20 protein-coding genes are annotated in these 25,208 nt (G+C 71.8%); 19 read left to right on the top strand and 1 reads right to left on the bottom strand.

The window, feature by feature from the left end:
• Positions 1 to 60: 60 nt before the first annotated feature.
• From R4P08_RS02065 to R4P08_RS02005, 13 genes are all read left to right on the top strand, one after another.
• On the top strand, positions 61 to 1,047 hold the full coding sequence (locus tag R4P08_RS02065) for a nitronate monooxygenase family protein (protein ID WP_317812247.1): 987 nt from the start codon (positions 61 to 63) through the stop codon (positions 1,045 to 1,047).
• Complete coding sequence (locus R4P08_RS02060; protein WP_317812083.1) at positions 1,044 to 1,835, top strand: enoyl-CoA hydratase-related protein; 792 nt, start codon at positions 1,044 to 1,046, stop codon at positions 1,833 to 1,835. The genes R4P08_RS02065 and R4P08_RS02060 overlap by 4 nt, the downstream gene beginning before the upstream one ends.
• A 101-nt stretch (positions 1,836 to 1,936) precedes the next feature.
• On the top strand, positions 1,937 to 3,532 hold the full coding sequence (fadD5, locus tag R4P08_RS02055; RefSeq protein ID WP_317812082.1) for a fatty-acid--CoA ligase FadD5: 1,596 nt from the start codon (positions 1,937 to 1,939) through the stop codon (positions 3,530 to 3,532).
• Positions 3,533 to 3,573: 41 nt separating this feature from the next.
• Positions 3,574 to 4,383, top strand: coding sequence for an ABC transporter permease (locus R4P08_RS02050; RefSeq protein WP_317812081.1), 810 nt, complete (start codon positions 3,574 to 3,576; stop codon positions 4,381 to 4,383).
• A gap of 91 nt (positions 4,384 to 4,474) precedes the next feature.
• Complete coding sequence (locus tag R4P08_RS02045; RefSeq protein ID WP_317812246.1) at positions 4,475 to 5,266, top strand: ABC transporter permease; 792 nt, start codon at positions 4,475 to 4,477, stop codon at positions 5,264 to 5,266.
• Positions 5,263 to 6,594: an MlaD family protein gene (locus R4P08_RS02040; protein ID WP_317812080.1), complete on the top strand. Its 1,332-nt coding sequence runs from the start codon at positions 5,263 to 5,265 to the stop codon at positions 6,592 to 6,594. The genes R4P08_RS02045 and R4P08_RS02040 overlap by 4 nt, the downstream gene beginning before the upstream one ends.
• Entirely contained in the window at positions 6,591 to 7,682 is a 1,092-nt protein-coding gene (locus tag R4P08_RS02035; RefSeq protein WP_317812079.1) for an MCE family protein, read from the top strand. The genes R4P08_RS02040 and R4P08_RS02035 overlap by 4 nt, the downstream gene beginning before the upstream one ends.
• Positions 7,679 to 8,722 carry an MlaD family protein gene (locus tag R4P08_RS02030; protein WP_317812078.1) on the top strand — a complete coding sequence of 348 codons (1,044 nt, stop codon included), beginning with the start codon at positions 7,679 to 7,681 and terminating at the stop codon, positions 8,720 to 8,722. Before R4P08_RS02035 ends, R4P08_RS02030 begins: the two co-directional genes overlap by 4 nt.
• Complete coding sequence (locus tag R4P08_RS02025; protein WP_317812077.1) at positions 8,713 to 9,843, top strand: MCE family protein; 1,131 nt, start codon at positions 8,713 to 8,715, stop codon at positions 9,841 to 9,843. The genes R4P08_RS02030 and R4P08_RS02025 overlap by 10 nt, the downstream gene beginning before the upstream one ends.
• Before the next feature lie 35 nt (positions 9,844 to 9,878).
• Positions 9,879 to 11,009, top strand: a complete 1,131-nt coding sequence (locus R4P08_RS02020) for an MlaD family protein (protein ID WP_317812076.1) — start codon at positions 9,879 to 9,881, stop codon at positions 11,007 to 11,009.
• Positions 11,006 to 12,220, top strand: coding sequence for an MlaD family protein (locus R4P08_RS02015; protein ID WP_317812075.1), 1,215 nt, complete (start codon positions 11,006 to 11,008; stop codon positions 12,218 to 12,220). The genes R4P08_RS02020 and R4P08_RS02015 overlap by 4 nt, the downstream gene beginning before the upstream one ends.
• Entirely contained in the window at positions 12,210 to 12,797 is a 588-nt protein-coding gene (locus R4P08_RS02010) for a hypothetical protein (RefSeq protein ID WP_317812074.1), read from the top strand. Before R4P08_RS02015 ends, R4P08_RS02010 begins: the two co-directional genes overlap by 11 nt.
• Positions 12,798 to 12,866: 69 nt before the next feature.
• The gene (locus R4P08_RS02005; protein ID WP_317812073.1) at positions 12,867 to 13,721 is read left to right on the top strand and encodes an oxygenase MpaB family protein; all 855 of its coding nucleotides are present in this window, start codon (positions 12,867 to 12,869) and stop codon (positions 13,719 to 13,721) included.
• A gap of 73 nt (positions 13,722 to 13,794) precedes the next feature.
• Here the strand turns inward: R4P08_RS02005 and R4P08_RS02000 are convergent, their stop codons facing one another.
• On the bottom strand, positions 13,795 to 14,496 hold the full coding sequence (locus tag R4P08_RS02000) for a GntR family transcriptional regulator (protein WP_411741135.1): 702 nt from the start codon (positions 14,494 to 14,496) through the stop codon (positions 13,795 to 13,797).
• 131 nt (positions 14,497 to 14,627) lie between these two features.
• On the opposite strand from R4P08_RS02000, the gene R4P08_RS01995 reads away from it, so the two are divergent.
• The 6 genes from R4P08_RS01995 to R4P08_RS01970 all read left to right on the top strand — a co-directional run bounded on the left by R4P08_RS01995 (position 14,628) and on the right by R4P08_RS01970 (position 25,014).
• On the top strand, positions 14,628 to 15,620 hold the full coding sequence (locus tag R4P08_RS01995; protein ID WP_317812071.1) for an esterase/lipase family protein: 993 nt from the start codon (positions 14,628 to 14,630) through the stop codon (positions 15,618 to 15,620).
• Positions 15,621 to 15,760: 140 nt separating this feature from the next.
• Complete coding sequence (locus R4P08_RS01990) at positions 15,761 to 16,558, top strand: crotonase/enoyl-CoA hydratase family protein (RefSeq protein ID WP_317812070.1); 798 nt, start codon at positions 15,761 to 15,763, stop codon at positions 16,556 to 16,558.
• 90 nt (positions 16,559 to 16,648) lie between these two features.
• On the top strand, positions 16,649 to 19,231 hold the full coding sequence (locus tag R4P08_RS01985) for a carboxylate--amine ligase/circularly permuted type 2 ATP-grasp protein (RefSeq protein WP_317812069.1): 2,583 nt from the start codon (positions 16,649 to 16,651) through the stop codon (positions 19,229 to 19,231).
• A 132-nt stretch (positions 19,232 to 19,363) separates the two neighbouring features.
• Entirely contained in the window at positions 19,364 to 21,970 is a 2,607-nt protein-coding gene (locus tag R4P08_RS01980) for a carboxylate--amine ligase/circularly permuted type 2 ATP-grasp protein (protein ID WP_317812068.1), read from the top strand.
• Positions 21,963 to 23,849 (top strand): prolyl oligopeptidase family serine peptidase, encoded by a 1,887-nt coding sequence (locus R4P08_RS01975; protein WP_317812067.1) that lies wholly within the window; start codon positions 21,963 to 21,965, stop codon positions 23,847 to 23,849. The genes R4P08_RS01980 and R4P08_RS01975 overlap by 8 nt, the downstream gene beginning before the upstream one ends.
• Positions 23,827 to 25,014 carry an amidohydrolase gene (locus R4P08_RS01970; protein WP_317812066.1) on the top strand — a complete coding sequence of 396 codons (1,188 nt, stop codon included), beginning with the start codon at positions 23,827 to 23,829 and terminating at the stop codon, positions 25,012 to 25,014. Before R4P08_RS01975 ends, R4P08_RS01970 begins: the two co-directional genes overlap by 23 nt.
• Positions 25,015 to 25,208 lie beyond the last annotated feature (194 nt).

Raw genomic sequence — 25,208 nt, 5'->3', positions numbered from 1 at the left:
CGGCCGGCGCGAGACGGATGGGACCCCCCACGCGTCAGTGCTCGAGGAGGGACCGTCGTGATCCGCACCAGATTCACCGAGGCGTTCGGGGTGCGTGCGCCCATCGTCCAGGGCGGCATGATGTGGGTCGGCCGCGCCGAGCTCGCCGCCGCGGTCTCCGAGACCGGGGCCCTGGGCATCATCACCGGCCTCACCCAGCCGACCCCCGAGGACCTGGTCAAGGAGATCGCCCGCTGCCGGGAACTGACGGACCAACCCTTCGGGGTCAACCTCACGATCCTCCCCAGCATCACCCCGCCGCCATATTCGGAGTACCGCGAGGCGATCGTGGAGTCGGGCGTGAAGATCGTCGAGACCGCCGGTTCCAACCCCAAAGACCACCTCCCGATCTTTCATGCCGCCGGCGTCAAGGTGATCCACAAGTGCACCTCGGTGCGGCACGCGGTCAAGGCCGAACAGCTCGGCGTGGACGCCGTCTCCATCGACGGCTTCGAATGCGCGGGCCACCCGGGTGAGGACGACGTACCCGGCCTGGTGCTCATCCCCGCTGCGGCGTCCAAGCTGACCATCCCGATCCTGGCCTCCGGCGGCATCGCCGACGCCCGCGGGCTCGTCGCTGCACTCGCGCTCGGCGCGGACGGGGCCAACATGGGGACCCGGTTCATGTGCACGGCCGAATCTCCCGTCGCGGACCAGGTCAAACGGCAGATCGTGGCCAACTCCGAGCTCGACACCACGCTGATCTTCCGCACGCTCCACAACACCGCCCGGGTCGCCGCCAACGCGATCTCGGCGGAAGTGGTGGAGAGGGAGGCGGCGGGGGCCGAGTTCGCGGACATCCAACACCTGGTCGCCGGTGCCCGGGGCCGCAAGGTCTTCGAGGACGGCGACCTGGACGCCGGGATCTGGTCAGCCGGCCAGTGCCAGGGGCTGATCGACGACATCCCCACCGTGGCCGAACTGGTGGACCGCATGATGGCGGAGGCCGAGGCGATCATCGCAGACCGGTTGGCCGGCATGGTGGCGGTCGCGGAGTCGGTCCGATGACCGCCTCGGGACGGGACGCGGTGAAAGTCGACCGCGACGACCTGGGTGTGGTGACGATCAGCATCAACCGGCCCGACCGGATGAACGCGCTCGACCATTCCACCGTATGCGCGCTGACCGAGCTCATCACCGAGCACGGCAGCGATCCCGGGACGCGGGTCATCGTGCTCGCCGGGGAGGGTGGGGCGTTCACCACCGGCGCCGACCTGCAGTCGATCAAGGAGTCCGACGGCGACGCGCCCAGCCCCGACGTCACCATGGACAACGCCGCAGCCCTGGCGCGGGCGGTGCTGACCGCGCCGATCCCGGTGATCGCCGCGGTCAACGGGCCGGCGGCCGGGGTGGGGGTGTCGCTGGCGTTGGCCTCCGACCTCATGCTCATGGCCGACGACGCCTATCTGCTGTTCGCGTTCACCAACATCGGGCTCATGCCGGACGGCGGCGCCAGTGTGCTCCTGCCCGCGGCGGTGGGCCGGTCGGTCGCCTCGCGGATGCTGCTGCGCGGGGACGCGGTATCGGCCGCCGAGGCCCTGGACGTGGGGTTGGCCCTGGAGGTCCTGCCATCCGCTGAGCTGCGCGCTGCCGCCGCCAAGCTCGCCCGTCGGTTGGCCCGGGGCTCGCGCCGCGCCCTGGAGCTGACCAAACGGGCCGTCACCGGCGCCACCCTCGCGGAACTGGACGCCGCTCTGGCCCGGGAACACGAGGGGCAGTGCGAGCTGCTGGTGTCCGACGACTTCGCCGAGGGCGTGTCCTCGATCCTCGAGAAGCGCCGCCCCAAGTTCGCCTGACCTCCGGTCCCCGCCCGCCACTTCACCCTGTCAACACGAAACTGTTCTCCCGACACTCCCGAATCTGTTCCAGCGAATCTGTTCCCACGAAAGGCCGAATCATGACCACCGCCATCACGGATCCCGTCGCCGATCTCCACGCCGCCCGTCGCAACCACTGGAACTCGTGGGTGGCCACCCACGCCGAGATGAACCCCGACGGCGAGGCCCTGCGCTTCCTCGGCCAGACCACCACGTGGTCCCAGCTCCACGAGCGCAGTGGTCTGTTCGCTGACGCGCTGGCCCGTCGCGGGGTCGCCAAGGGCGACCGCGTCATGCTCATCACGCTCAACAACACCGAGTTCATCGAGGCCGTGCTCGGCATCACCGAGCTGGGCGCCATCGCGGTGCCGGTGAACTTCCGGCTGACCCCGGGCGAGCTGGCCTATCTCGTGAGCGACGCCGCGCCCAAGGTCGTCGTCACCGACGCCATGCTCGCGCCGCTCGTCGGGGCGATCCGCGCCCAGGGCGAGGAGCCGGGCGAGCACATCGTGATCGGCGGCGAGAGCGGCACGGAGGGGCAGACGACCTACGCCGACGCGCTCGCGGAGGAGGGCCAGCCACACGCGCCGGTCGACGTCCCCGAGGATTCCACCATCCTCATCATGTACACCTCCGGCACCACGGGTCGGCCCAAGGGCGCGATGCTGTCCCACGAGAACATGTCCGCCCAGTCCCTCACGTGCATCCGGGTGTTCCGACTCTTCGACGAGGACGGTCGTGCCCTCTGCGCGGCCCCGATGTTCCACATCGCAGCGATCGGCTCGATCGCCCCGAGTCTGCAGCTCGGCGGCGTCACGGTGGTCCATCCCCTGCAGGCCTTCGACCCCGCGGCCGTGCTCGACACGCTCGAAGCGGAGCAGATCACCAGCGTCTTCCTGGTGCCCGTGCAGTGGCAGGCCGTCTGCGCGGAGCAGAAGGCCCGCCCGCGGAACCTGGCGCTGCGCAACATCTCCTGGGGTGCGGCCCCGTCCACGGACACCATCCTGCGCGCGATGGCGGAGACGTTCCCGGACGCCCTCAACTGCGCGGTGTTCGGGCAGACCGAGATGAGCCCCATCACCTGCGCGCTCAACGGGGACGACGCGATCCGCAAGCTCGGATCGGTGGGCAAGGTGATCCCCACCCTCCAGGCCCGGGTGATCGACGCGTTCGGTGAGCCCGTCGGCCCCGGCGAGGTCGGCGAGATCGTCTACCGCGGACCCACCACCATGTCCGGGTACTGGAACAAGCCCGCCGAGACAGCAGAGGCCTTCGAGGGAGGCTGGTTCCATTCCGGCGACCTGGTCCGGATGGACGACGAGGGCTTTGTCTACGTGGTGGACCGCAAGAAGGACATGATCATCTCCGGCGGTGAGAACATCTACTGCGCGGAGGTCGAGAACGTGATCGCCGGCCACCCGAAGGTCCGCGAGGTCGCCGTGATCGGCCGCAAGGACGACAGGTGGGGCGAGGTCCCCGTCGCGGTGGTGGCCCAGCACGCGGAGGAGGGGGTCGCGGACGTCACGCTCGAGGAGCTCAACGGGTGGCTCCGCGACAAGCTGGCCGGCTTCAAGCTGCCCAAGCACCTCGTGCACGTGGAGGAGCTGCCGCGGAACGCCAGCGGCAAGGTGGTCAAGGGCAGGCTCCGGTCGGAGCACGGATCGACGGGCGTCTGACCCGGTAGTCGAGAAGATACCGAGAGCCGGACACCCCTGACATGGTCTTCCACCTCCCCGCGGGCCGAGGCCCGGTAGTCGATCTCGCGGGCCAGGTCGGCTCACTGGTCGGTTACTCGGTGTTCACGCTCGTCAGCTGCGTGCGCACGGTTGTCACGGGTCGGCTCTCGCTCGCCGAGACCCGCGACCAGGCGCTGTTCGTCGCCCGGGTGTGTTCGGTGCCCGCGCTGCTGCTCATGCTGCCGGTCGGCGTGCTCGTCGCCGTGTCGGTCGGGGAGCTGGCGGGCCGGTTGGGGGCGGCCGGCTACGCGGGTGCCGTGGTGGCCTTCGTCGTGGTGGGGCAGGCCTCCGCGCTGGTGTGCGCGCTGATGCTGGCCGGGGTGGGTGGCTCGGCCATCTGCGCGGACCTGGGTTCCCGCACCATCCGCGAGGAGGTCGAGGCCATGGAGGTCATGGGACTCGACGTGATCGAGCGGCTGGTGGTGCCCCGCGTCATCGCCACCGTGCTCGTCTCCCTGGTGATGTGCGCCCTGGTCACGGCGATGGGCGTGACCGCGTGCCTGATCTATCAGGTGTACGGGCAGGGGGAGTCGGCCGGAGCGTTCCTGGCCACCCTGAGCGCCTACGGCCGCCCGTCCGACCTGTGGATGGCCATGGTCAAGTCGGTCGCGTTCGCGGTGGTCTCCGCCCTGATCGCGACGTTCAAGGGGCTGCACGCCAGCGGCGGGTCGAGCGGTGTCGCGGACGCGGTCAACGAGACCGTCGTCCTGGCCTTCGTGACGGTGTTCGTGATCAACACCGTCATGTCGGCGGTCTACGGGCTCGCCGTGCCGTCGGTCGGGAAGTACTGACGTGACCTCGCTCCGGGTGGTCGACACCAGCACCGCGCAGAAGGTCCGGGCGTCCCGCGGCGCCGCGCTGCTGGCCCGGGCGGTCACGGGGATGGCGGAGGTCGGCCGCCACGTGACCTTCGCGGGCCGGGTGATGCTCACGCTGCCCACCGCGCTGGTGCGCTACCGCAAGCAGGTGCTCAAAGAGGTCGTCGACGTGGGCTTCGGCTCCAACTCGCTGATCGCCGGCGGCGGCACCATCGGGATCGTCCTGGCCATGTCGGCGGTCGCGGCCATCATGGTGGGCGTCGAGACCTACCGCGGTCTGGATCTGATCGGCATGACCAGCCTGTCCGGGATGCTCTCGGCGATGGCCAACACGCGCGAACTCGCGCCGGTCGTGGCCTCCATCGCCCTGGCCGCCAAGGTGGGCACCGGCTTCACCGCCCGGCTGGGCTCCATGCGGATCTCCGAGGAGATCGACGCACTCGACGCCATGTCCGTCCCGACCGTGCCCTACCTGGCCGGGACCCGGGTGATCGCCACGATGATCTGCATCGTGCCGCTGTACGCCGTCGGACTGGTGGCCACGTACATCGCCACCCGGGTGGTCGTGGTGCACGTCAACGGCGGCTCGGCGGGCACCTACGACTATTTCTTCCACATCACCCTCGGCCCCGAGGACGTCCTCTACTCGCTCATCAAGGCGGTGGTGTTCGCCCTGGTGATCGTCCTCGTGCACTGCAGCTACGGGTACCACGCGACGGGCGGCCCCGAGGGCGTCGGGCGCGCCGCCGGCCGGGCGCTGCGGACCAGCATCCTGCTCATCGGGTTCATCGACATCGTCCTCACCTTCGCCCTCTGGGGCCTGGTGCCCGAGGTCCCGGCTCTGGGGATCACGTGAGGGGGCGGGTCGCCGGGCCGACGCCCGAGCGGACGCTCGCGGTCCGGGGTCTGGTGGCCACCGTCGTCGCCGTCGTCCTGGGGGTCTTCCTCATCGCCCGCGGCGCGGGCGCCCTCGACACGGGCGCGACGGTGACGGCGGTGCTGCCGTCCCAGGCCGGCCGGGTCCCGGTGCACGCCCCCGTCCACCACCTCGGCGTGAAGGTGGGTGACGTGCGGGCGTCGGTGGGGGGCGTATCGGGCGACGACGACGAGCCCGGCACCAGCATCGAGATGCTCATCTCCTCCGAGCACGCCGAGCGCATCCCCGCGGACGTCGTCGTCCGGGCGGTCCCGCGGACCCTGTTCGGCGACGTCCGCCTGGACCTGGTGAGCCAGGGCGGCCAGGGGTCCACGCGGCCCGCCGGCGGGAACTGGCTGCCGGGCGGCACGGGACTGGCCGGCGGCGACGGGTTGGACAGCGGCGATGTGTTGCAGGCTGACCGTTCAGCGGAGGCCGTGCTGCTCTACGACGTGTTCACCCGGGCGAGCGACCTGCTGGTGTCCATCAAGCCCGATCGTCTGCAGGTGACGCTCACCGCGCTCGACCGCGCTCTCGACGGCCGGGGCGAGATGATCGCGCGGGTGATCGAGGACGCGGACCGCGCCGGTCAGCACCTGTCGCCGGCGCTGGAGGAGACCGCCGAGGCCTCCTCGGAGGTGGCCTACCTCGCCGAGGACCTGGCAACGGCCGGCCCGGAGATCCTCGAGACCCTGCAGGAGGCCACGCGGCTGTCGCAGCTCGTCCTGGACCGCCCGGACTCCCTCGGCCGGCTCCTCGACGCGGGTCTGGCGGTCACCGGGTCGGGCGCCGTCATGGCCGACCGGACCGTGGCCGGGGCGATCCGGCTGGTCGACGACACGTCAGCGGTGTTCGACCGGACCGCCCGGAACCCGCACGGGGTCATCCGCACCCTCTACGCCATGCGCCCCATGGGGGAGGCCGGGGAGGCGGCGTTCTCCACCGGCCGCTTCAACATCACGGCGGTCCCGTCGTTCGCGGACCCGATGCCCTACGGGCCCGAGGACTGCCCCCGCTACCCGGACCTGGCCGGGTCCACGTGTTCGGGCGTGCTGGCAGCCGGCAGCGGCCACCGTCCCGGTCCCGGCGCCGGCCACACGGTCGCCGCCGCATCCGAACGGGAGCTGATCCGTGAGCTCCAGGCGGCGGCCGCGTCCGAACCCGGATCCCCGGTGCCGCCACCCGCCGACCCCGCGGCCGGGCCCGACGCCGCGGCGTGGACCATGCTCGGCCCCCTCGTGCGGGGCACCGAGGTGACGATCCGATGACGAGTCGCCGGGTGAACGAGCACCGGGTGAAAAGACACCGTGGCCTGCGGCCGACCCTCGCGCTCTTCGCCTACTTCCTGGTGGGGGTCCTGTGCGCGGTGCTGGTGGTCAACACGCTCCGGGTGCCGATCGGCTGGGGCGCGCGTGAGTACAGCGCCGAGTTCAGCGACGTCGGCGGGCTCGGACCGGGCTCGGAGGTCACGGTCGCCGGCGTCCGCGTGGGCCGGGTGCTCGGCGTGGAACGGGAGGTCGGGCCCGGTGGTGACATCATCGCCGTCGTCGACTTCGAGGTCCAGCGCGCGAGCCCGGTCACCCGCGGCGCGCGGGCGTCGGTCCGCTACGGCGACATGCTGGGCATCCGCTACCTGTCCCTCGATCCCGCGCAGGACGGTGGGCCGGCCGTCGGTGGGGCGGACACACCGCCCGGGGTCAGGCTGCCCGAGGACAGCCGGATCCCGCTCGGGGCCACCACCGATCCCGTGGACCTCACCGCGCTCGTCAACGGGTTCAAACCCCTGTTCGAGGCGGTGCGGCCGGAGGAGGTCAACACCCTGTCCACCACCGTGGTCGCCGCGTTCCAGGGTGAGCCCGGCGCCATGGACGTCCTGCTCGCCCGCCTGGCGCTGCTGAGCCGGGACGTCATCCAGAAGGAGGACGTGTACAGCCGACTCGCGGACAACATCGTGGCGCTCAACACCACGCTGACCAACAGGGAGGAGGACCTCCAGCGGCTCCTCAACGGGCTCGACACGGTCTCGGCGGCGCTGGCGGAGGACGGCGGGAACGACCTCGCGCTGCTGATCGAACGCGGCGACGCCTCCACCGCGACCCTGGCGTCGATGCTCCGCGAGACCGAACCCGATCTCCGCGCGAGCGTGGACGCCACCCGCCTCACGACCGATGGATGGATCCCCAACACCCCGGCGTTCGACACCGCCCTGGGCAAGGCGCCCCTGTTCGCCCGTGAGGTCAACGCCCAGGCCCAGAAGGGCGGATTCCTGTCCCTCTACATGTGCAACTTCACGGTCAAGTGGGACGACTGGGAGACGAGCCTGTTCGGCTACCGGAACTCGGAGGTGTGCCGATGAGACCGCTCACCGTGCTGCGCGAGAGCCTGGTGGACCTCGTCCGCGACCCCCGGCACACCCGTCGCGGCAACACCGTCTTCGTGGGGGTGGCGTCGATCCTGCTGGTGATCGCGGTCTTCGCCGCGAGCATGACCCTGCCCCGCCTGTGGTACGTCCTGCGCACCGACCACTACGCGGCCGAGTTCTCCAACGCCGGCGGGCTCCGGGCCGGGGATCCGGTCCTCGTCGCCGGGGTGCCCAGCGGCCGGGTCGACTCCCTGGGCCTGGAGAACGGGCTCGCGGTGGTCGCGTTCCGGCTCGACCGCGGCCAGGACCTCGGCGAGGCGAGTACGGCGACCATCGGGCTCAAGTCGATCCTCGGAAACCGATACCTCGAGGTCACCCCGGCCGGCGGCGGGGACCTGGGACCGCAGCACCGGATCGGCGTGGAACGCACCACCTCGCCCTACATGATCGACGACATCGGCGGCGCGATCACCGACCTCGCCGACGGGCTCGACACGGTGGCCGTGAGCGCGATGATCGACAACCTGGACAGCATCCTGCCGCAGGACGCCGGGGCCACCGGTGAGGCGATCGACGACGTCTCGGCCGCGCTCGGACTACTGGCCCGCGAGGACGCGCGGATGAACAGGGTCGTCACCACCACCCGGGAACTCACCGGGGTCCTCGTATCCCAGGAGACGAGCATCCGCGCCCTCACCGATCAGTCGCTCGTGCTGGTCACCGTGCTCACCCAACGCCGCGAGTCGCTCAGCGCGCTCGTGTCGTCGCTCGAGGAACTCTCGGCACGGGTCCGGGTCCTGCTCGACGAGGAGGCCGAGGACGTCGACCAGCTCCTGCGCAATATGCGCTCCATCAGCGAGACCTACGAACGGAACATCGAGACGATGGACGAGGTCCTCACCCGGATGCCACCCGGGCTCCGCGCGGTCACCGACGCGACCGGGAACGGCCCGTGGACGGATGTCGCCACGCCGACCGGTCCGATCCCGGACTCCGCCCTCTGCGCACTGGGGGTGATGGACGGATGCAACTGAACTCCGCGCCGCGGGGAACCCGGCGCTCGGGTCTCGTGCGGGTCGTCGCGATCCTCGCGACCGCCCTCGCCGCAGTGCTCGTGCTGGTCTATCTCCTGAGCGGCGCCCGCGGGGACGGCGGTCGCCACGTGCTCACCGCCGAGTTCACGTCCGCCGAAGGCGTCTACGTCGGCTCCCAGGTCCGGATCGTGGGGGTCGAGGTGGGCATCGTGGAGAAGATCGAACCCATCGGGGCCGTCGCCCGGGTGAGCCTCTCACTCGACCCCGGCACACAACTGCCCGCCGACGTCGGCGCGGTGGTGATGAACCCGGCCGTCATCGCCGACCGGTTCGTCGAACTCACCCCCGCCTACGTCGGTGGCCCTACCTTCCCGGACGGCGGGGTGATCCCGCCGGCGCGCACCCGGGCGCCCCTTGACTTCGATGAGTTCGTCTCCAGCCTGGACACCCTGAGCTCGGCCTTCGCGCCCGGCGCGGACGAGGTGGCGCAGGGACTCGACCGGGGCGCCGAAGCCCTCGACGGTCGGGGGGAGACGCTGAGCCGGGCAATCGGGAACCTGTCCACCGTCTCCGCCGTCGGCGGGGACCGGGCGGAGGATCTCGACGCGATCGTCAGCGAACTCGCGGTGCTGATGGAGGCCGCGGGCGGTCGCGATCAGACCATGCGCGACCTCGTCCTGGGGCTCGACGAACTCGGCCGGCAGCTACGGGACGACCAGATCGACGTGGCCGCCCCGGCGGGGGACCTGCGGGTGATCCTCGACGAGCTGGACGCGATCGTGGCCAGCCGGGGGGACGACATCACCGAGGCCACCGACGCCACCCGCGAGGTCACCGCCCTGTACGCGCGGCACCGCGCCGACTTCGCCGAGTTCCTGGACCTCTACCCGGTGATGATGGACAACCTCGCCGAGGGCGTCGGGCCGGACGGTCGGGCGCGCATCCGGCTCAACGTCTCCTCCAACATCACCCATTTCGCCCGCGGTCGCGAACTCTGCGAGCGGGAGCCCCTTCCCCTGTGTACGGGCGCCGGGTTGACCAACCCGCTGATGTTTCCCGTGGAACAGAGCGACCCGCTCGGGCTCCTCGGGGCGCTCGAGCGCGCGGCGGGGGGCGGGTGAACGCGATGCGTGAGACAGGAAGACGGGAGACGCGGATGCGGGAGACCAGAACCCGACCGCACCTGGTGCGCGGCCTCGTCGCGCTCCTCGGGGTCGTGCTGCTCGGGTGCGCGGCGATGGTGGCCATGAACACCCCGCAGCTCGCTCTCCAGTCGTTGCCGCTGGGGATGGACGCCGGAGGGGGTTCGACCGACGTCGAGATGCGTTTCGAGCGGGCCGACAGGGTCGCGCCCGGTGCCGAGGTCCGCTACGGCGAGCGCCTGGTCGGCCGGGTCCGCAGCGTCGGCACAGATGGCACCGACGCGGTGATCGGAGTGCGTCTCGAGGGCGACTCCGGCGTCCCCGCCGCCGTGTTCGCCGAGATCCGCCTGCCGACCGCGCTCGGCAGCCCCTTTGTCGCGCTCACCCCACCGAGGGCGCCCGCGGGCGGTGAGTCCACGACCGGTGCGTCCACTACCGGGGCGTTGCTCGAGGACACCCGGTTCGTCTCCCGCGCGCACACGGGCGTCGGGCCGGACCTCGAGTCCAGCCTCGCCTCGCTCGGGCTGCTGCTCAACGGCAGTGGGATCGCCCAGCTCGGTTCGGTGATGGAGGAACTCGCCGTGGCGCTGGACGGGCGTGGTGAGGAGATCGGGCGGATCCGCGAACGAGGCGACCGGGCGCTCGAGTTGTACGAGACGAACCGTGACGACATCGACCGCACGATCCTGGCACTGGACCGGGTCAGCGCCTCGCTCGCCGGCCGCCGGGTACTCATCGACCGCGGAATGCAGGTGTCCGCCGACCTCGTCTCGGAGGCCGCGGCCAGCAGGGACACGATCAGCGCGCTCATGGACACCACAACGGCGCTGACCGTCCAGGTCGAGCAGTTCACCTCGGGCACGGAGGGACAACTCACCCCGTCACTGAGAACCCTGACCGTCCTGCTCGAGGACATGGAGGGCTTCGGAGCCGAGGTGGCCCCCACCCTGGACGCGCTGCAGCGCTTCGTCACCAATTTCGACGTCGCGATCCGCGGGGAGCACATGATGTTCGACGGTGCACTCGACCTCCCCGGCTCCCTCGATGCCCTGGGCACCGGCGGCGAGGCGCGAGCGGGCCGACCGCTGCCGCTCGGTGCCACCGGGCCGCCGGACGCCCAGCCGCCCGTGGGGGGTGCGCCGTGAACCGCCACGTCGTCGCGCAGGCGCTGCTGTTCGCTCTCATCTCCGTGGTCGCGATCGGGTACGGCATCCGGTACATCGGGGAGGACGCCGACGTCGCCCGGGGTTTCGGGGTGGTGGCGCACGTCGAGGATGCACGGGGCGTCGGGCCCGGGGTCCGCGTGACCTACCGCGGGGTGGACATCGGCGAGGTCCGGGAGGCGCAGCTCGACGGGGCCGGCGGGGTCCGGCTGGGACTGCGGATCGTCGACGGCACGCTCATCCCGGTGAACGCGCATGCCCGGGTGGTGACCAGTACCGCGCTGGGGGACGCCCGGCTCGATGTGCGGCCGATCAGTGACGCTGGACCGTACCTGGGCGACGGCGGCGAGCTGCTCGTCCCCGGGGACGAACAACCCGCAGCACTCGAGGACCTCATCGCGAGCATCGACACCTCGCTGCGGGCGCTGAACCCGGAGTCGCTGGAGTCGCTCGGGGGCAGCGTGGCCACCGCGCTCGAGGGCAACGGCCCGCGGTTGGGCGCGATCCTCGAGGACACCGCGCGACTGACCACGGTGCTGGGCGAGCAGGCGCCCACCTTCCGCGGGCTCGTGGGCGACGGCCTCGTGACCGTCCGCGCACTGGCCGCCCGCCCGGATCCCGTCACCGGGTCGGTCTCCGTGGCCCGGGACGTCACCGGGCAACTGGCCCGCCGCCAGGACACGCTGGTGTACCTGCTCGACCACTCACCCGAGGCGATGGACCGCGCGCAAGTGCTCCTCGATGCGAACAGGGAGAACGCGGCCGGTCTGCTGGGCAACACCCTCGTCGTCACGCCGGTGTTCCGCGAGCGGGGACCCGCCTGGGAGGACGGTCTCACCCAGGGCGAACGGGGATTGCGGGCCTTGGCGGGGACGGTGCGAGGCGGCCGCGCCGACTTCCAACTGGTCGCCACCCAGGGGCCGGTGTGCGTGTATCCGTACGAACCCCGGGACATCCTCGACGACTCCCCGCGCGAGACGGACCTGCGGCTGTACTGCCCGCCGGGCGAGGACCTCGGGCAGCGGGGGTCGCGAGCGGCGCCCCGGCCCAACGACGAGGGGCTGGTGGGGGCGACCGAACCCGGCACCAGGATCGGCCCGGACGCGGCCGTCGACCCCCTTCTCGTCCCGACCGGCAAAGAGATCGCCGCCTATTGGGCGACGATGATGGAAGGACTGCGCGATGACGGCTGACAACGTGGTGGCCACCGAGGCCACCTCCGATCACGACACGACGACGCACGGGAGTGCGGCCGAGAGCACCACGGACGAGGGCGCCGCCCGCGCGCCCGGACGGCCCATCCGACCCGGTCGGGTGGCGGTGGCGCTGATCGTCGTGGCGCTGCTCGCGGCGTGCGGTTATCTCGGCTCTCTGGCGTGGGCGGACCACCGGGAGGACGAGCTGCGCCGCAGCGCGACCGAGGACGCCGCTCGACTCGTGGTGCAGCTCGCGACCTACGACCACACCGACGTGGACGCCAACCTCGATGCGGTGGTGGCCGAGGCCACGCCCGGGTTCGCAGACCGCTACCGCGAGGTGTCCGAGGGGCTGCGCGAGCTGCTCGCCAGCGGACAGGGCACGTCGGCCGGAACCGCGGCATACGCCGGTGTGCAGAGCGTCGATGCCGGGCGCGCCGTGGTCCTGGTGTTCCTCGACCAAGAGGTCACCAACGTCACCGTCCCCGAGGGGAGGGTGGACTCGAGCCGGATGGTGGTGACGCTCATCCGTGACGGCGACAGGTGGTTACTCGACGCCGCCGAGCTCGCCTGACCAGCACCGACCAGCACAGAACATGCCTCGACCGTCCCGTCCAGCTTCCCGATTCGAAGGAGAACGACCATGCTCACCGACCTGCACCGCAACCCCGCGACCCCGGTAGCCCGAGCGGTCCCGCCGGCGATCACCGACGCCGCCGACTCGATCGGCGCCGCCACCGGCGCGGCCAACGTCATCATGCAACTCTCCTGGCCCGAGGTGGGCTGGGGGGTGCGTGAGAGCCGGGTGGACAGCGGCAACGTCTACAAACGGCCACTCAAACGGGCGCGCACGACGTTCCAGTACCTGGCGGTGGCGACCCTGGGGAGCGACGACGACAAGCGCGCGTACCGGGAGGAGGTCACCCGCATCCATCGCCTGGTGTTCTCCACCCCGGAGAGCCGGGTGAAGTACAGCGCCCTCGACCCCAGACTCCAGATGTGGGTGGCCGCGTGCCTGTACGTCGGGTTCGAGGACGTCTACGAGTGGTTGTACGGGCCGATGACGGACTCCGATCGCGAGGCGTTCTACCAGTCCGCGCCGTCGCTGGGCACCACGCTCCAGGTGCGTCCGGAACAGTGGCCGGCCACGAGGGAAGAGTTCGATGACTACTGGCGGGACGGCATGTCCCGGATCCACTTCGACGAGCCGGTCCGCCGGCACCTCGTGGGTATCGCGGAGCTGCGGATGCTGCCGCAACCCACCACCATGCTGTTCGGCAAGGCCAACAAGTGGCTCACCACGGGCTTCCTGCGGAGCGAGTTCCGCGACGCGCTCGGCTTGCCGTGGAACCCGCAGGACCAGCGGCGATTCGAGGCATTCCTGGCCGCAACGGCAGCGGTGAACCGGCTTTTGCCCCGGGTGGTGCGGACGATCACCTATCGGGTGCTGTTGATCGACCTGAAGCGGCGGCTGGACAGCGGTCGGCCGCTCATGTGAGCAGCGTCGGTCGCCGGATCCAGACCTCCGCCTCACCGGGGAGCAGGCCCCGGCGGCCGGCTCCGCGACGAGCTCAGGCCTCGGCGGCCGGCTCCGCGACGAGACTGTCGTCCCACACCCCGGCCCGCTCGAGATGCGACACGAGCAGCCGGGAACCGTTGGCGAACTCGGTGTCGATCACCGCGTGGGCGGTCTCGACATCGCCGGTGCGTAGTGCATCGAGCATCCGGCGGTTGTCCTCGGGGGCGGTGGAACGCCAGACCGGGTCCTCGGCGTAGAGCCGGTACGGCATGTACCGGGCCGCGTTGGACAGGAACCGCGACAGCTTGTCCGACTGCGAGGCACGGTTGATGGAGCGATGGATGGCGTACTGGGCGCGCACCACGCCGTCCGGGTCCCCGAGCGCGGCGGCCGTCTCGAAGTCCTCCACCAGGAGCGCATGGTTGTCCAGGCCGGCCACGTCGAACCGGTCGATGGCGCGATCGACGATCCGCTTGGACAGGTGGGCCTGCAGCCAGAAGATGTCCTCGACGTCCTGGCGACTCATCGGCGAAACCAGGTATCCGCGCCGCGGAACGAGGTCCACGAGCCCCTCCCCGCGGAGCGTGAGCAGGGCTTCGCGGACGGGGGTCACGCTCACTCCGAGCGCGGCGGCGGTCTCGTCCAACCGGATGAAGTCACCGGGACGCACCTCTCCGCTCATGATCCGGGTCCGGACGTGGTCCGCGACCTCCTCTGAGAGCTGGGGACGCTGCGCGAGCCGTGTTGCGGGCATCTCAGCCACCTCTTTTCCGGGAACCACGGACGACCGGGGTGCGCCCGGCCGATAATCGAATCAAATATATCCGAGGCGGATGCGTTCGCCCAACACCGAGTGAACGCGTCGCCCCCGCTACAGGAGTCCCGATGTCAATCTCGCGGATCGCGCTCGCGTTGGCGGTTGCCGCCCTCGTCGTCGTCCCGTCGACCGCCGCGGCTGCTCCGGCCACCGCCCCGATCGCCGCCGCCCCGACGGCGGGCGGCCCCCACCCCGTCCCGGCCTCGTTCGTCGACGGACTCCGGGCCGAGGTCCAGAACCCGGGCGGGCAACACCCGGCCACCAACGACTGGGACTGCCAGCTGACCGAGGCCCGTCCGCGGCCGGTGATCCTCGTCCACGGGACGTTCCTCAACCGCCAGGACAACTGGGCGTATCTCGCGCCGTCGCTGGCCAACGAGGGGTACTGCGTGTTTGCGCTGACCTACGCGGCGCACCCCGATGCCCCGTGGCCGCTGAGCGCGCTGGGCGGCGCGCGCACGATGGAGGAGGGGGCCGCTGACCTCGCGGTGTTCGTGGACCGCGTCCGCGCGGCGACCGGCGCTCAGACCGTCGACCTGGTGGGGCACTCGCAGGGCACGATCATGCCCGCGGTGTACGTCAACGAGCTGGGCGGGCACCGGTATGTGGAGAACTACGTGGGGCTGGGATCGGTGTGGCGGGGCAGCACGGCGTTCTTCCTCTCGACGATCTTCGACGCCTTCGGGCAGGTGGGCCTCCGCGACGAGGTCCAGAATTTCATCCACACGGTCGGTTGTGGGTCGTGCAACCAGGTCCTCGCCGGCAGCGAGTTCTTCCATCACCTGTGGCGCAGCGGTACCCCGTACCACCCGGACGTGCAGTACACGAACATCCTCACGCGCTACGACGAGATCGTCACCCCGTTCACCAGCGGGTATGTGGAGGGGCCCAACGCGGTGAACCATGTGGTCCAGGACTTCTGCGCACAGGACTTCTCCGAGCACGTCTCGATCGTGACCGACCCGGTGGCCCGCGACCTGGTGCTGAATGCCCTCGACCCGGAGCGCCCGCGGGCGGTGGGCTGCGAATTCGTCCCGCCGATCACGCCGCTGGGTAGCTGACGTCGGAGGGCCGCGGTGGCGCTGTCTGTTCGACTCCGATCGCTCCGATCGCTCCGATCGGTCCGGTCGCCCCGGCCCGCCCCGCAGTGCGATCGCCCGGAGGCGCTGCGCGGCGGGCCGGGGCAGGTGAGACTGGACGCATGACTGACATCGACACCCCTGTCGTCCGCTCCGAGCGCCGCGACAACGTCCTGCTGATCACCATCGACCGGCCCGAAGCCCGCAACTCCGTGAACTGCGGGGTGAGCACCCAGCTCGGCCGCGCGCTGCACGAGGCGGACACGGACCCCGAGATCCGGGTGGTGGTGCTCACCGGCGCCGGGGACAAGTCGTTCAGTGCGGGTGCCGACCTCAAGGCCATTTTCCGCGGCGAGGACATCTTCTCGCCGGAGAACCGGCAGTGGGGGTTCGCCGGACTGGTGCAGCACCACGTCTCGGTGCCGGTGATCGCCGCGGTCAACGGGGCCGCCCTGGGCGGGGGTTGCGAGATCGCCTTGACCTGCGACCTCGTGGTGGCCGCCGAGCACGCGATCTTCGGCTTGCCGGAGGTCAAGCGCGGTCTCGTCGCCGCCGCCGGTGGCGCGTTCCGCCTGCCCGCCCAGCTGCCCCACCGGGTGGCCATGGAGATGATGCTGACCGGTGAGCCCATCACGGCGCAGCGTGCCCTCGACCTGCACCTGATCAACCGCGTGGTCCCGGCCGAGGAGCTGCTCGACGCCGCGCTCGAGCTGGCCGCGGTGATCGCCGCCAACGCCCCGCTCGCAGTGCAGGCCAGTAAGCGGATCGCCCTCGGCATCAGCGACGGGGCCCGGCCGGCGGAGGAGGACAGGTGGAAGGTCAGCGACACCGAGATGATCACGGTGATGACGTCCGAGGACGCGATGGAGGGACCCCGGGCGTTCGCCGAGAAGCGCGAACCCGTCTGGCGGGCCCGCTGAGCACCGGCGATCCGGTCTGGCGGGACCGCTGAGACAGATCCCACATCCCGACCGGATGTGGTCGCGGCCACCCGGCCCTAGATTTCCCTCATGGATGCTGGCTGCAGGTGGATCGTCATCGAAGAGGACCTCCACGTCCTCGACACTGCGAGTCGGGAGTTGACGCCCCGAGCGGCGGAGCTGCTGGCGCGCCGGGGCGACACCGGGGCGGGGGAGCCACTGCGCTCCTGCGTCATCCGCACGGCGACCGCGCCCGCCCGGACCGCCGCGGAGCTGCGGACCGCTCTGCGCGGCGAACGGGCCGCACTCAACGCGGCGGGAGCCGAGCTCGGACTGGCGGTGTTGGCCGCCGGGGCCGTCCCGCTCGTGCCCCCGGGATCCGCACTGGTCGACGAGACCCCCCGGACACGCCGGCTCCTGGCCGACTACGAATACCTGGCCCGCGACCAGATCTACTGCGGCGTCCGCATCCGGGTGGAGGCCAGCGACGCCGACGAGGCGATCCGGGTGGCCTGCCGGGTCGCGCCGTACCTGCCGGTGTTCCTCGCGCTCACCGCGAGCTCACCCTTCCTGCGGGACGGGTCGGATTCGGGTTACGCGAGCTGTCGGTCGGTGGCCCTCTCGCAGTGGCCCACCGCGGCCCCCGTGGCAGGGGTGTGCTCGGCGGCGCAGTTCGATGAGTTGGTGGCCGACCTCGTGGCGAGCGGGGTGGTGACCGACGCGTCGATGGTCGGCTTCGGTGTGCAGCCCGGGCCCGACGGCCGCTCGGTGGAGCTCCAGGTGGGCGACGCCTGTCCGTCCGCAGACGCCACAGTCCTGGTGGCCGCGCTGTTCCGCGCACTGGTCGAGCGCGAGGCGGCCGCGCTCGCCCTCGGCGCCGAGGTGTCGGCCCCCGCCGAGACCAGGCTGCGGGCAGCCCTGTGGCGCGCGGCCCGGTCGGGCCTGGAGGGCGACCTCGTGGACCCCGCGACGTTCCGGGCCCGGCCCGCCGCCGAGGTCGTTCCCGCCCTGGCGGAGGCCCTGACCGGCGATCTGGGCCGCTCGGGTGATCTCGGCACCGTGCACACCCTGCTCGACAACGCGCTCTACAACGGCTGTAGCGCCTTCCGGCAGCGCCAGGCCCTCCGCCGACGGGGCCTCCTCCAGGACGTGGTGGACCTGCTCCTGGCGGAGACCGCCGGCGCCAGCGGGCCACGCTCAGCCGTCCCCGACGCCCACTCGCGGTTGTTCGGGGTCTACGAGCCGATCGAGGGGCTCGACAACGACCCCAGCTGGGACGAGGCGGTCGAGGAGGGGGGTTCGCCCCGCGAGGTCTACGCCCCGGTGGTGGCGGCGCTGGACCGGATGGGCACCGTGCGGCTGCGGTCGCGGCAGGTGATGGCCGAACAGGAGGCCTCGGTGGCCGGGGTGACGTTCCGGGTCACCGGGCAGGAGCGGCCCCAGGCGTTCCCGATGGACTTCGTGCCCCGCATCGTCGCGCCGGAGGTGTGGCGGACGCTGTCCACGGGCATCGAGCAGCGCGCCCGCGCCCTGGACGCCTTCCTCGACGACATCTACGGGGAGCGGGAGTTCGTGCGCGCGGGGCACCTGACGCCCGAGGCGTTGGACCGCGCGCCCGGCCACCGCAGTACGGGACGGGTGCAACGACCGGGACGGGTCCGGGCCCACATCTGCGGGATCGACCTCGTGTGCGGGGACGACGGCAAGTGGTTCGTCCTGGAGGACAACGTCCGGGTGCCGTCCGGGATCGCCTTCTCCCACTCCCTGCGGCAGATGACCACCTCCCTGTTCGGTGACCTCACCGACGGTTTCGACCTGCACGCGCCGGACCAGGCGTTCCCCATGATCCGCCAGACGCTGGAGGCGGCCGCGCCGCCGGCGGCCGGGGACGACCCGCACCTCGCGGTGGTCTCCTCGGGGCCCACGGACTCGGCGTGGTTCGAGCACCGGCTCATCGCGCAGCGCACCGGCCTACCGCTGCTCACCCCCGACCGACTGACGTTCCGGGACGGCGTCCTGCACTACCGCGAAGGCCGGGAGCTGCACCGGGTGGACGTGATGTACGCCCGTATCGACGAGGACATGCTCCTCAGCTCACCCGGCGACGACGGCGTGTCGCTGCGCGACGGACTGCTCGAGGCACTCGGCGCCGGACGTCTGACGATCGCCAACGCGCTCGGCAACGGGGTGGCGGACGACAAGGCGATCTACGCCTGCGTGCCCACCATGATCGACTTCTACCTGGGTGAGACGCCGGTCCTCGACCAGGTCACGACGTACCTGTGCGCCGACCGGACCCAGCGTGACCTGGTCCTGGACCGGCTCGGCGAGCTCGTGGTCAAGCCCATCGACGGGTACGGCGGGCTGGGGATCACCATCGGCCCGGAGTGTTCCGAAGCCGAGCTCGCCGCCCGGCGCGAGGACCTGCTCACCCGGCCCGAGGGGTTCATCGCCCAGGAGGTCGTCCCGCTGTCGACCCTGCCCACCTTTGACGGCACCCGGATGCAGCGCCGCCACGTGGACCTGCGCGCCTTCGCCCACGTGCGGCGCGACGGCGGCAGGACGACCGCGCACGCGGTCCCGGCCGGCCTCACCCGGGTGGCACCGGCGGGCTCGATGATCGTGAACTCCTCGCGTGGCGGCGGTGGTAAGGACACCTGGATCCCGCGGTGACACCGCCGCGGGGCCGGTCCACACCGCCGCAGGGTCGACCTGCACGGCCGCGGGGCCGGTCCACACCCGACGGGGCCGACCCACACCGACCCGCGGGTGCGGGCAGGCCCGAGTTCCCTTAGCGTGGGAATGATGACCGACGCCCAGCGATGGATCAGGCTCGAAGAGGAGCTCCACCTCGTCGACATGAAGACCCGGCGACCGGTTCGACGAGCCGCGGACGTGCTCGCCGCGCTCGGCGACACCGGCGAGCCCGGGCAGGAGGGCCACGTCCGGGCGGAGCAGCACGGCGCCCTCCTGGCGGTTGAGGCCGGCACCCACACCGGGCTCGGCCGCCTCGGGGACGCCCTCGGCCGGAACCGCGCCCGCCTGGCCGAGGTCGCGGGCGGGCTGCGGACGGGGGTGATCGCGGCAGGGTCGCTGGCCTCGCCGGGCGTGGCGTTCGAACCCGCGCCGCAGCACCCCCACCCGGCACCGGGACGCGAGTCCCAGACCCGCGCCTCGGCCGGGTTCCGCGTGGTGGTCCAGACCGCCGACGCCGACGAGGCCCAGTACGCCGCCCGGCGGGTGGCCGCGGTCGTGCCGGTGCTGCTGGCGCTGTCGGCGAGCTCGCCCTACTGGGCGGACGGCAGCGATTCCGGTTACGCCTCCACCCGCTACTTCGAGGCCCAGTGGTCGCCCGCACACCTGCCCGCGTACGCGGCCGACACCGCCGCCGAGGCGCTCGCCCTGGAGGACCAGGTCGTGGCCACCGGCGTGGTCGCGGGACGGGAGGCGATCTCGGTCGACGTCCGGCCCTCCCGGGACGGGGCCGGGATCGAACTCGTCGCCTGCGACTCGTGTAGCACGATCGACACCCTCGTCGTCGTCGCCGCCCTGTTCCGCGCGGCGGTGGACCGCGTCCTCGCGGCACGGGGCGCCGGACACGACACGGGGTCCGGCCGTTGGGACGGGCCCTCCGACGCAGTCCTGGCGGCGGCGTTCTGGCGCGCGGCACGGTCGGGATTGGAGGGCGACCTGGTGGACGTCGCCACCGGGCGCCCCCGGCCCGCCACCGAGGTGCTCACCGGACTGGTCGACGACCACGCCGAGCACCTCCGGTCCGGCGGCGAGATGGAGCTGGTGCTGGACCTGCTCGACGGGGTCCGCAGTTCGGGGACCTCGGCCACCCGCCAGCGGGCGGCGCACCGCCGGAGGGGGCGCCGGTCCGACGTGATCGCGGTCCTGATGGCCGAGACCGTCGGCCGGATCCGGCCGCGCGAGACGGCGGACGACCCGGGGATGCGGTCCATGCTCGGCGCGTACTCGCCGCTCGGTGAGGCGGTGACCGAGGAGGTGCACGACGAGGCGATCTCCGAGAACGGCGTCCCGCGGCCCGAGTACGTGGACGTGCTCAAGGCCGTCTCCGACCTGGGGCCCGAGGCGCTGCGCGAGCGCAAGGAACAGGTGGACGAACGGCTGGGCGCCCTCGGGGTGACCCTCAAGGTGTACGGCAGGGACGAGCCGCAGGTCTTCCCGCTCGACGCCGTCCCGCGCATCGTCCCGGCCGACCAGTGGGCGCGGATCACCACCGGCATCGAGCAGCGGGCGCGGGCGATGGAGATGTTCCTGCGCGACATCTACGGGGCGGGCGAGATCACCCGGGCGGGCGTGGTCCCCGCCGAGGCGCTCCAACGGGCGCCGGGATTCCGGCCCACCGGGCGCTCCGTCCCTGAGGGCGTCCTGCACGCGCCCGTCTGTGGTGTGGACCTGGTCTCCACCGCGCCGGGCGAGTGGATCGTCCTCGAGGACAACCTGCGGATGCCCGGGGGGTTGGCGATGGCGGTCGCGCTGCGCGACCGGATCACCGAGGGCTACCCCGAGTTCGGCGCGCGTTCCGAGGTGCACGACCCCCGGGACGCGCTCGGCATGCTCTCCGACACGCTGCGTGCCGCCGCGCCCGAGGGCGTCGACGACCCGGCGATCGCGGTGGTGATCGCCGAGGACGAGCGCGGGTCCTTTGACCTCAACCAGGTCTCCGCCGCGATCGGCGGGGTGCTGGTCACCCCGGACCAGCTGCGGTGCGAGGGGAACCGGGTGTGGCGGACCGAGGGGTCCGGGAGCGAACCCGTGGACCTCCTGTTCGTCCGGATGGACGAGGAGATGCTGCTGTCCTCCACCGGCGCGGACGGCACGGTGCTCCGCCGGGGCCTGCTCAGCGCCATGGCCCAGGGCGGGGTGGCCGTGGTCAACGCGCCCGGCAACGGGGCGGCCGACGACAAGGCGGTCTACGCCCTCGTGCCGAAGATCATCGACTTCTATCTGGGCGAGAAGCCGCTCATCGGCCAGGTGGACACGCTGCTGTGCGCCGACCCCGAGCAGTTGCAGCAGGTCCTGGACCGGCTCGGCGAGCTGGTGGTCAAGCCGATCGACGGCTACGGAGGGTCCGACATCACCGTGGGCCCGGAGTGCTCGCCCCGCGAGCTGGACGAGCGGCGCGAGGAACTGCGGCGTCACGGAGACCGGTTTGTCGCCCAGGAGGTGCAGCCGCTGTCCACGCTGCCGACCTTCGACGGCCGCGAACTCCAGCGGCGGCACGTCGACATGAGGGCGTTTGTCATGCTGCGGGCCGGTGCCTCGGGTGAGATCCTCGCCTCTGCCCCGCCCGTCGCACTGACGCGGGTGGCGCCGGCGGGCACGATGGTGGTCAATGCCTCGAGCGGAGGCGGCGGAAAGGACACCTGGATTCACCGTGCCTGACAGCACCGAGACCACTGAGGTCACCGAAGAGGCGACGTCGCGGGACGCCGCGGGCCCCCCTGACGAGGCCGTCGGGGGGCCCGCCCAGATCCGGCACACCACCTCGCCGAACCTGTCCCCGGACGGGTCAATGCTGGCGTGCGTGGTCACCGAGCGCACGGGCTACCCGCGCGCCGTTCAACGGCCGCTGGGGCCGGGCGGCCTCGACGGGGCCGGACCGGAGCGGGACGTGGTGCTGCCGGTCAACGGTCCAGTCCGCCGCGTGGCGTACTCGCCCAACGGCAGGTGGCTCGCCTGCGAGGTCGCCCCGGACGGCGGTGAGCGCGAGCGGATCTGGCTGGTCACCACCGACCCGGACGACCACGAGGTCTACCCCATCGACACCTTGGGCGACGCCACCGTGCAGATCGTCGGCTGGGACGGCGACCTGCTGGCGGTGACCGCCTTCGACTCCGAGGGACTCGCCGAGGGCCGGCTCGTGGATCCCGAGACCGGGGACATCACGGTGGTGGACCGCCGGATGGGCGGGGCCCTGGTCCACGCCCGGGGGGGTGCCGCGTTGTTCCGGGTGGGCGCCCGCGGGCACCGTGAACTGCTGCGCATCGCACCGGACGGCCAGTGGTGGCCCCTGCTACCCGTCGACACGGGGTCCACGACGGACGCCGGCGTCATCCTCGAGGCCGGCGGCGACGACCAGCCCATGCGCATGATCGTGCGCAGCGACCACTCGGCGGACCGGATGGGCCTGCTCGCGGTGGTGGCGGACGAGGACAGCACGGAGTCCTGGCCGGTGGCGTTCCGCGACGACGCCGACCTCGACCGGGTCGAGGTGAGCCTGGACCGGTCCACCGCCGTACTGCTGTGGAACGTGCGGGGCGGCCTGTCCGAGATAGAGGTGCTCGACCTGACGCGGAACCGCCCCCGGGTGGTCCACAGGCCCCCGCTGCCGGAGGTCGTCGCGTCGTCACCCACCCTCACCGCTGACGGCAGGCTGCTCGCGCTCACCGTCCAGAGTCTCGACCAGCCGCCCCGCGTGGTCATGTACGACCTGGAGAACCACAGGTGGACCGGCCGGCCGCCGGAACAACCCGATCCGGCACCTGATCTGGTGCGCTTCGCCGCCCGCGACGGGCTCCAGCTGACCGGGTGGCTCTACCGGTTCGACCCCAGTGGCGAGCCCGCGCCCACCGTGGTGCATCTCCACGGGGGCCCGGAGGGTCAGTCCAGGCCCGTCTTCAACGACATCGCCCGCCGCTGTCTGGACATCGGCGTGAACTACTTCCTGCCCAACGTGCGCGGCTCGACCGGGTCCGGGCGGTTCTTCAGCCACGCCGACGACCGTTACGGGCGCTTCTCGGGGATCGACGACGTCGAGGACGCTCTGCTGCACCTCGTCGAGGAGGGGATCACCGACCCCGCCCGGGCCGTGGTCTCGGGCCGCTCCTACGGCGGTTACCTGGTCAACGCCTCGTTGGTGCGCCACGCCGGCCGGTGGTGCGGGGGGATAGCCGCGTGCGGGATGAGTGACCTGCTGACCTTCTACCGCACCACCGAGCCCTGGATCGCCGCGGCCGCGTACCCCAAGTACGGCAACCCCCTGCAGGAGCGGGAACTGCTCCTGCAGGCCTCGCCGCTGCGGCGGTACGACCGGATCGACGTCCCCGTCCTGTTCATCCACGGCGCGCACGACACCAACGTCCCGCTCACCGAGACCGGCCAGGCCGTCGACGCACTGCGGGCGCGCGGGGTGCCGGTGGACGTGCTGCTCTTCGAGGACGAGGGTCACGAGTTCGTGAAATTGGCCAACCGGCAGCTACTCGGCGACCGGGTGGTCCAGTTCTGTCAGGAGGTGTTCGGTGTTCGGGAACAAGAAGAGTGAACCGCGTGATCCGGCAGGGTTCGACAGCCGGCTGGTCGCGTGGCGGCGGCACATCCATGCTCACCCGGAGTTGTCCTACGCGGAGCGGGAGACGACCGACTACATCGAGGCCGAGCTCCGGGAGATGGGGCTGAAGCCCGAGCGGTTCGAGCTGGGCACCGGGTTGTGGTGCGACGTCGCGGCTGCCTCCGGCGCCACCGCGACTGACGTGGTGGCCCTGCGCGCGGACATCGACGCGCTGGCCATGAGCGAGGAATCCGGCGAGTCCTTCTCCTCGGAGGTCGAGGGCGTCAGCCACTCCTGCGGGCACGACGGCCACACGGCGATGCTGCTCGGCGCGGCCGAGCTGTTGGTCGCCGACCCGCCGCCCCGCCCGGTGCGGCTGATCTTCCAGCCTGCCGAGGAGACCATGCCCGGCGGCGCCAAGGACTGCGTCGAGGAGGGCGTCGTGGAGGGCGTGGACCGGATCCTCGCGCTGCACTGCGACCCCCACCGGCGGGTCGGCGAGGTGGGGGTAACGGGTGGTGCCATCACCTCGTCCAACGCCAAGATCGGCATCACCGTCCGTTCCGACGGCGGGCACACCGCCCGCCCCCACGAGACCCAGGACACGGTCTTCGCCCTCGCCCAGATCGTCACCGGCGTCACGGGCGTGGTGGACCGGAAGATCGACCCGCGCTCGGGCACCGTCCTGACCTGGGCCTCGATCAAGGCCGGCGGGTCCGCGCCCAACGTCATCCCCGACTCGGGCGAGATCTGGGGCACCCTGCGCAGCGCCGACCGGGACGTGTGGGCCACCGTCGAGCCCCTGGTCCGCGAGGCCGTCGAGAAGATCGGCGCCCTGTACGGCGTCCGAACGGAGGTGGAGTACGTCCAGGGCGTGCCGCCCGTGGTGAACGACGACGAGTGCGCCGAACTGGCCGCGACCGCCGTGGAGCGGGTTCTCGGAGCCGACGGGGTGGGGTCCGCCACGCAGTCGAGCGGCGGCGAGGACTTCGCCTGGTACACCGAGGAGATCCCCGGCGTCTACCTGCGCCTGGGCGTGTGGGACGGGTCCTCTCGCGAGTCGGATCTGCACCACCCCGCGTTCGTCCTCGACGAGCGTGCGCTGCCGCACGGCGCCCGCATCCTCGACGCGTTCGCCCGCCTCGACCGCGAGGGTTGAGCGTGCAGATCGAGACCGGCGAGCACTCCCGCAGCGCACGCCCCGCCACTCACACTGCCTCTTGGGCCTAGGCTGCCGGCAGCGCGACCGGCGGCGCTTGCGATGGCGCTCTGCCGGGCAACTCGGGGACGGGCGACACGGGCCCCGCGGCACCCCGCCCGGTCGTGCCGGTCCCGCCCGTCAGCGTGCCAGTG

It is taken from the genome of Rhodococcus sp. IEGM 1408 (assembly GCF_033142235.1).
GTDB lineage: Bacteria > Actinomycetota > Actinomycetes > Mycobacteriales > Mycobacteriaceae > Dietzia.
The sequence above is the reverse complement of the archived record's forward strand: the minus strand, read 5'-3'. Positions and strand labels throughout refer to the sequence as shown.

What these genes read in the sequence shown, in the direction of transcription:
- R4P08_RS02060 (WP_317812083.1), top strand. Translation starts at nt 1,044, where the DNA reads ATGACCGCCTCGGGACGGGACGCGGTGAAAGTCGACCGCGACGACCTG.
- fadD5 (WP_317812082.1), top strand. Translation starts at nt 1,937, where the DNA reads ATGACCACCGCCATCACGGATCCCGTCGCCGATCTCCACGCCGCCCGT.
- R4P08_RS02050 (WP_317812081.1), top strand. Translation starts at nt 3,574, where the DNA reads ATGGTCTTCCACCTCCCCGCGGGCCGAGGCCCGGTAGTCGATCTCGCG.
- R4P08_RS02045 (WP_317812246.1), top strand. Translation starts at nt 4,475, where the DNA reads ATGGCGGAGGTCGGCCGCCACGTGACCTTCGCGGGCCGGGTGATGCTC.
- R4P08_RS02035 (WP_317812079.1), top strand. Translation starts at nt 6,591, where the DNA reads ATGACGAGTCGCCGGGTGAACGAGCACCGGGTGAAAAGACACCGTGGC.
- R4P08_RS02030 (WP_317812078.1), top strand. Translation starts at nt 7,679, where the DNA reads ATGAGACCGCTCACCGTGCTGCGCGAGAGCCTGGTGGACCTCGTCCGC.
- R4P08_RS02025 (WP_317812077.1), top strand. Translation starts at nt 8,713, where the DNA reads ATGCAACTGAACTCCGCGCCGCGGGGAACCCGGCGCTCGGGTCTCGTG.
- R4P08_RS02020 (WP_317812076.1), top strand. Translation starts at nt 9,879, where the DNA reads ATGCGGGAGACCAGAACCCGACCGCACCTGGTGCGCGGCCTCGTCGCG.
- R4P08_RS02010 (WP_317812074.1), top strand. Translation starts at nt 12,210, where the DNA reads ATGACGGCTGACAACGTGGTGGCCACCGAGGCCACCTCCGATCACGAC.
- R4P08_RS02005 (WP_317812073.1), top strand. Translation starts at nt 12,867, where the DNA reads ATGCTCACCGACCTGCACCGCAACCCCGCGACCCCGGTAGCCCGAGCG.
- R4P08_RS02000 (WP_411741135.1), bottom strand. Translation starts at nt 14,496, where the DNA reads ATGCCCGCAACACGGCTCGCGCAGCGTCCCCAGCTCTCAGAGGAGGTC.
- R4P08_RS01995 (WP_317812071.1), top strand. Translation starts at nt 14,628, where the DNA reads ATGTCAATCTCGCGGATCGCGCTCGCGTTGGCGGTTGCCGCCCTCGTC.
- R4P08_RS01990 (WP_317812070.1), top strand. Translation starts at nt 15,761, where the DNA reads ATGACTGACATCGACACCCCTGTCGTCCGCTCCGAGCGCCGCGACAAC.
- R4P08_RS01985 (WP_317812069.1), top strand. Translation starts at nt 16,649, where the DNA reads ATGGATGCTGGCTGCAGGTGGATCGTCATCGAAGAGGACCTCCACGTC.
- R4P08_RS01980 (WP_317812068.1), top strand. Translation starts at nt 19,364, where the DNA reads ATGACCGACGCCCAGCGATGGATCAGGCTCGAAGAGGAGCTCCACCTC.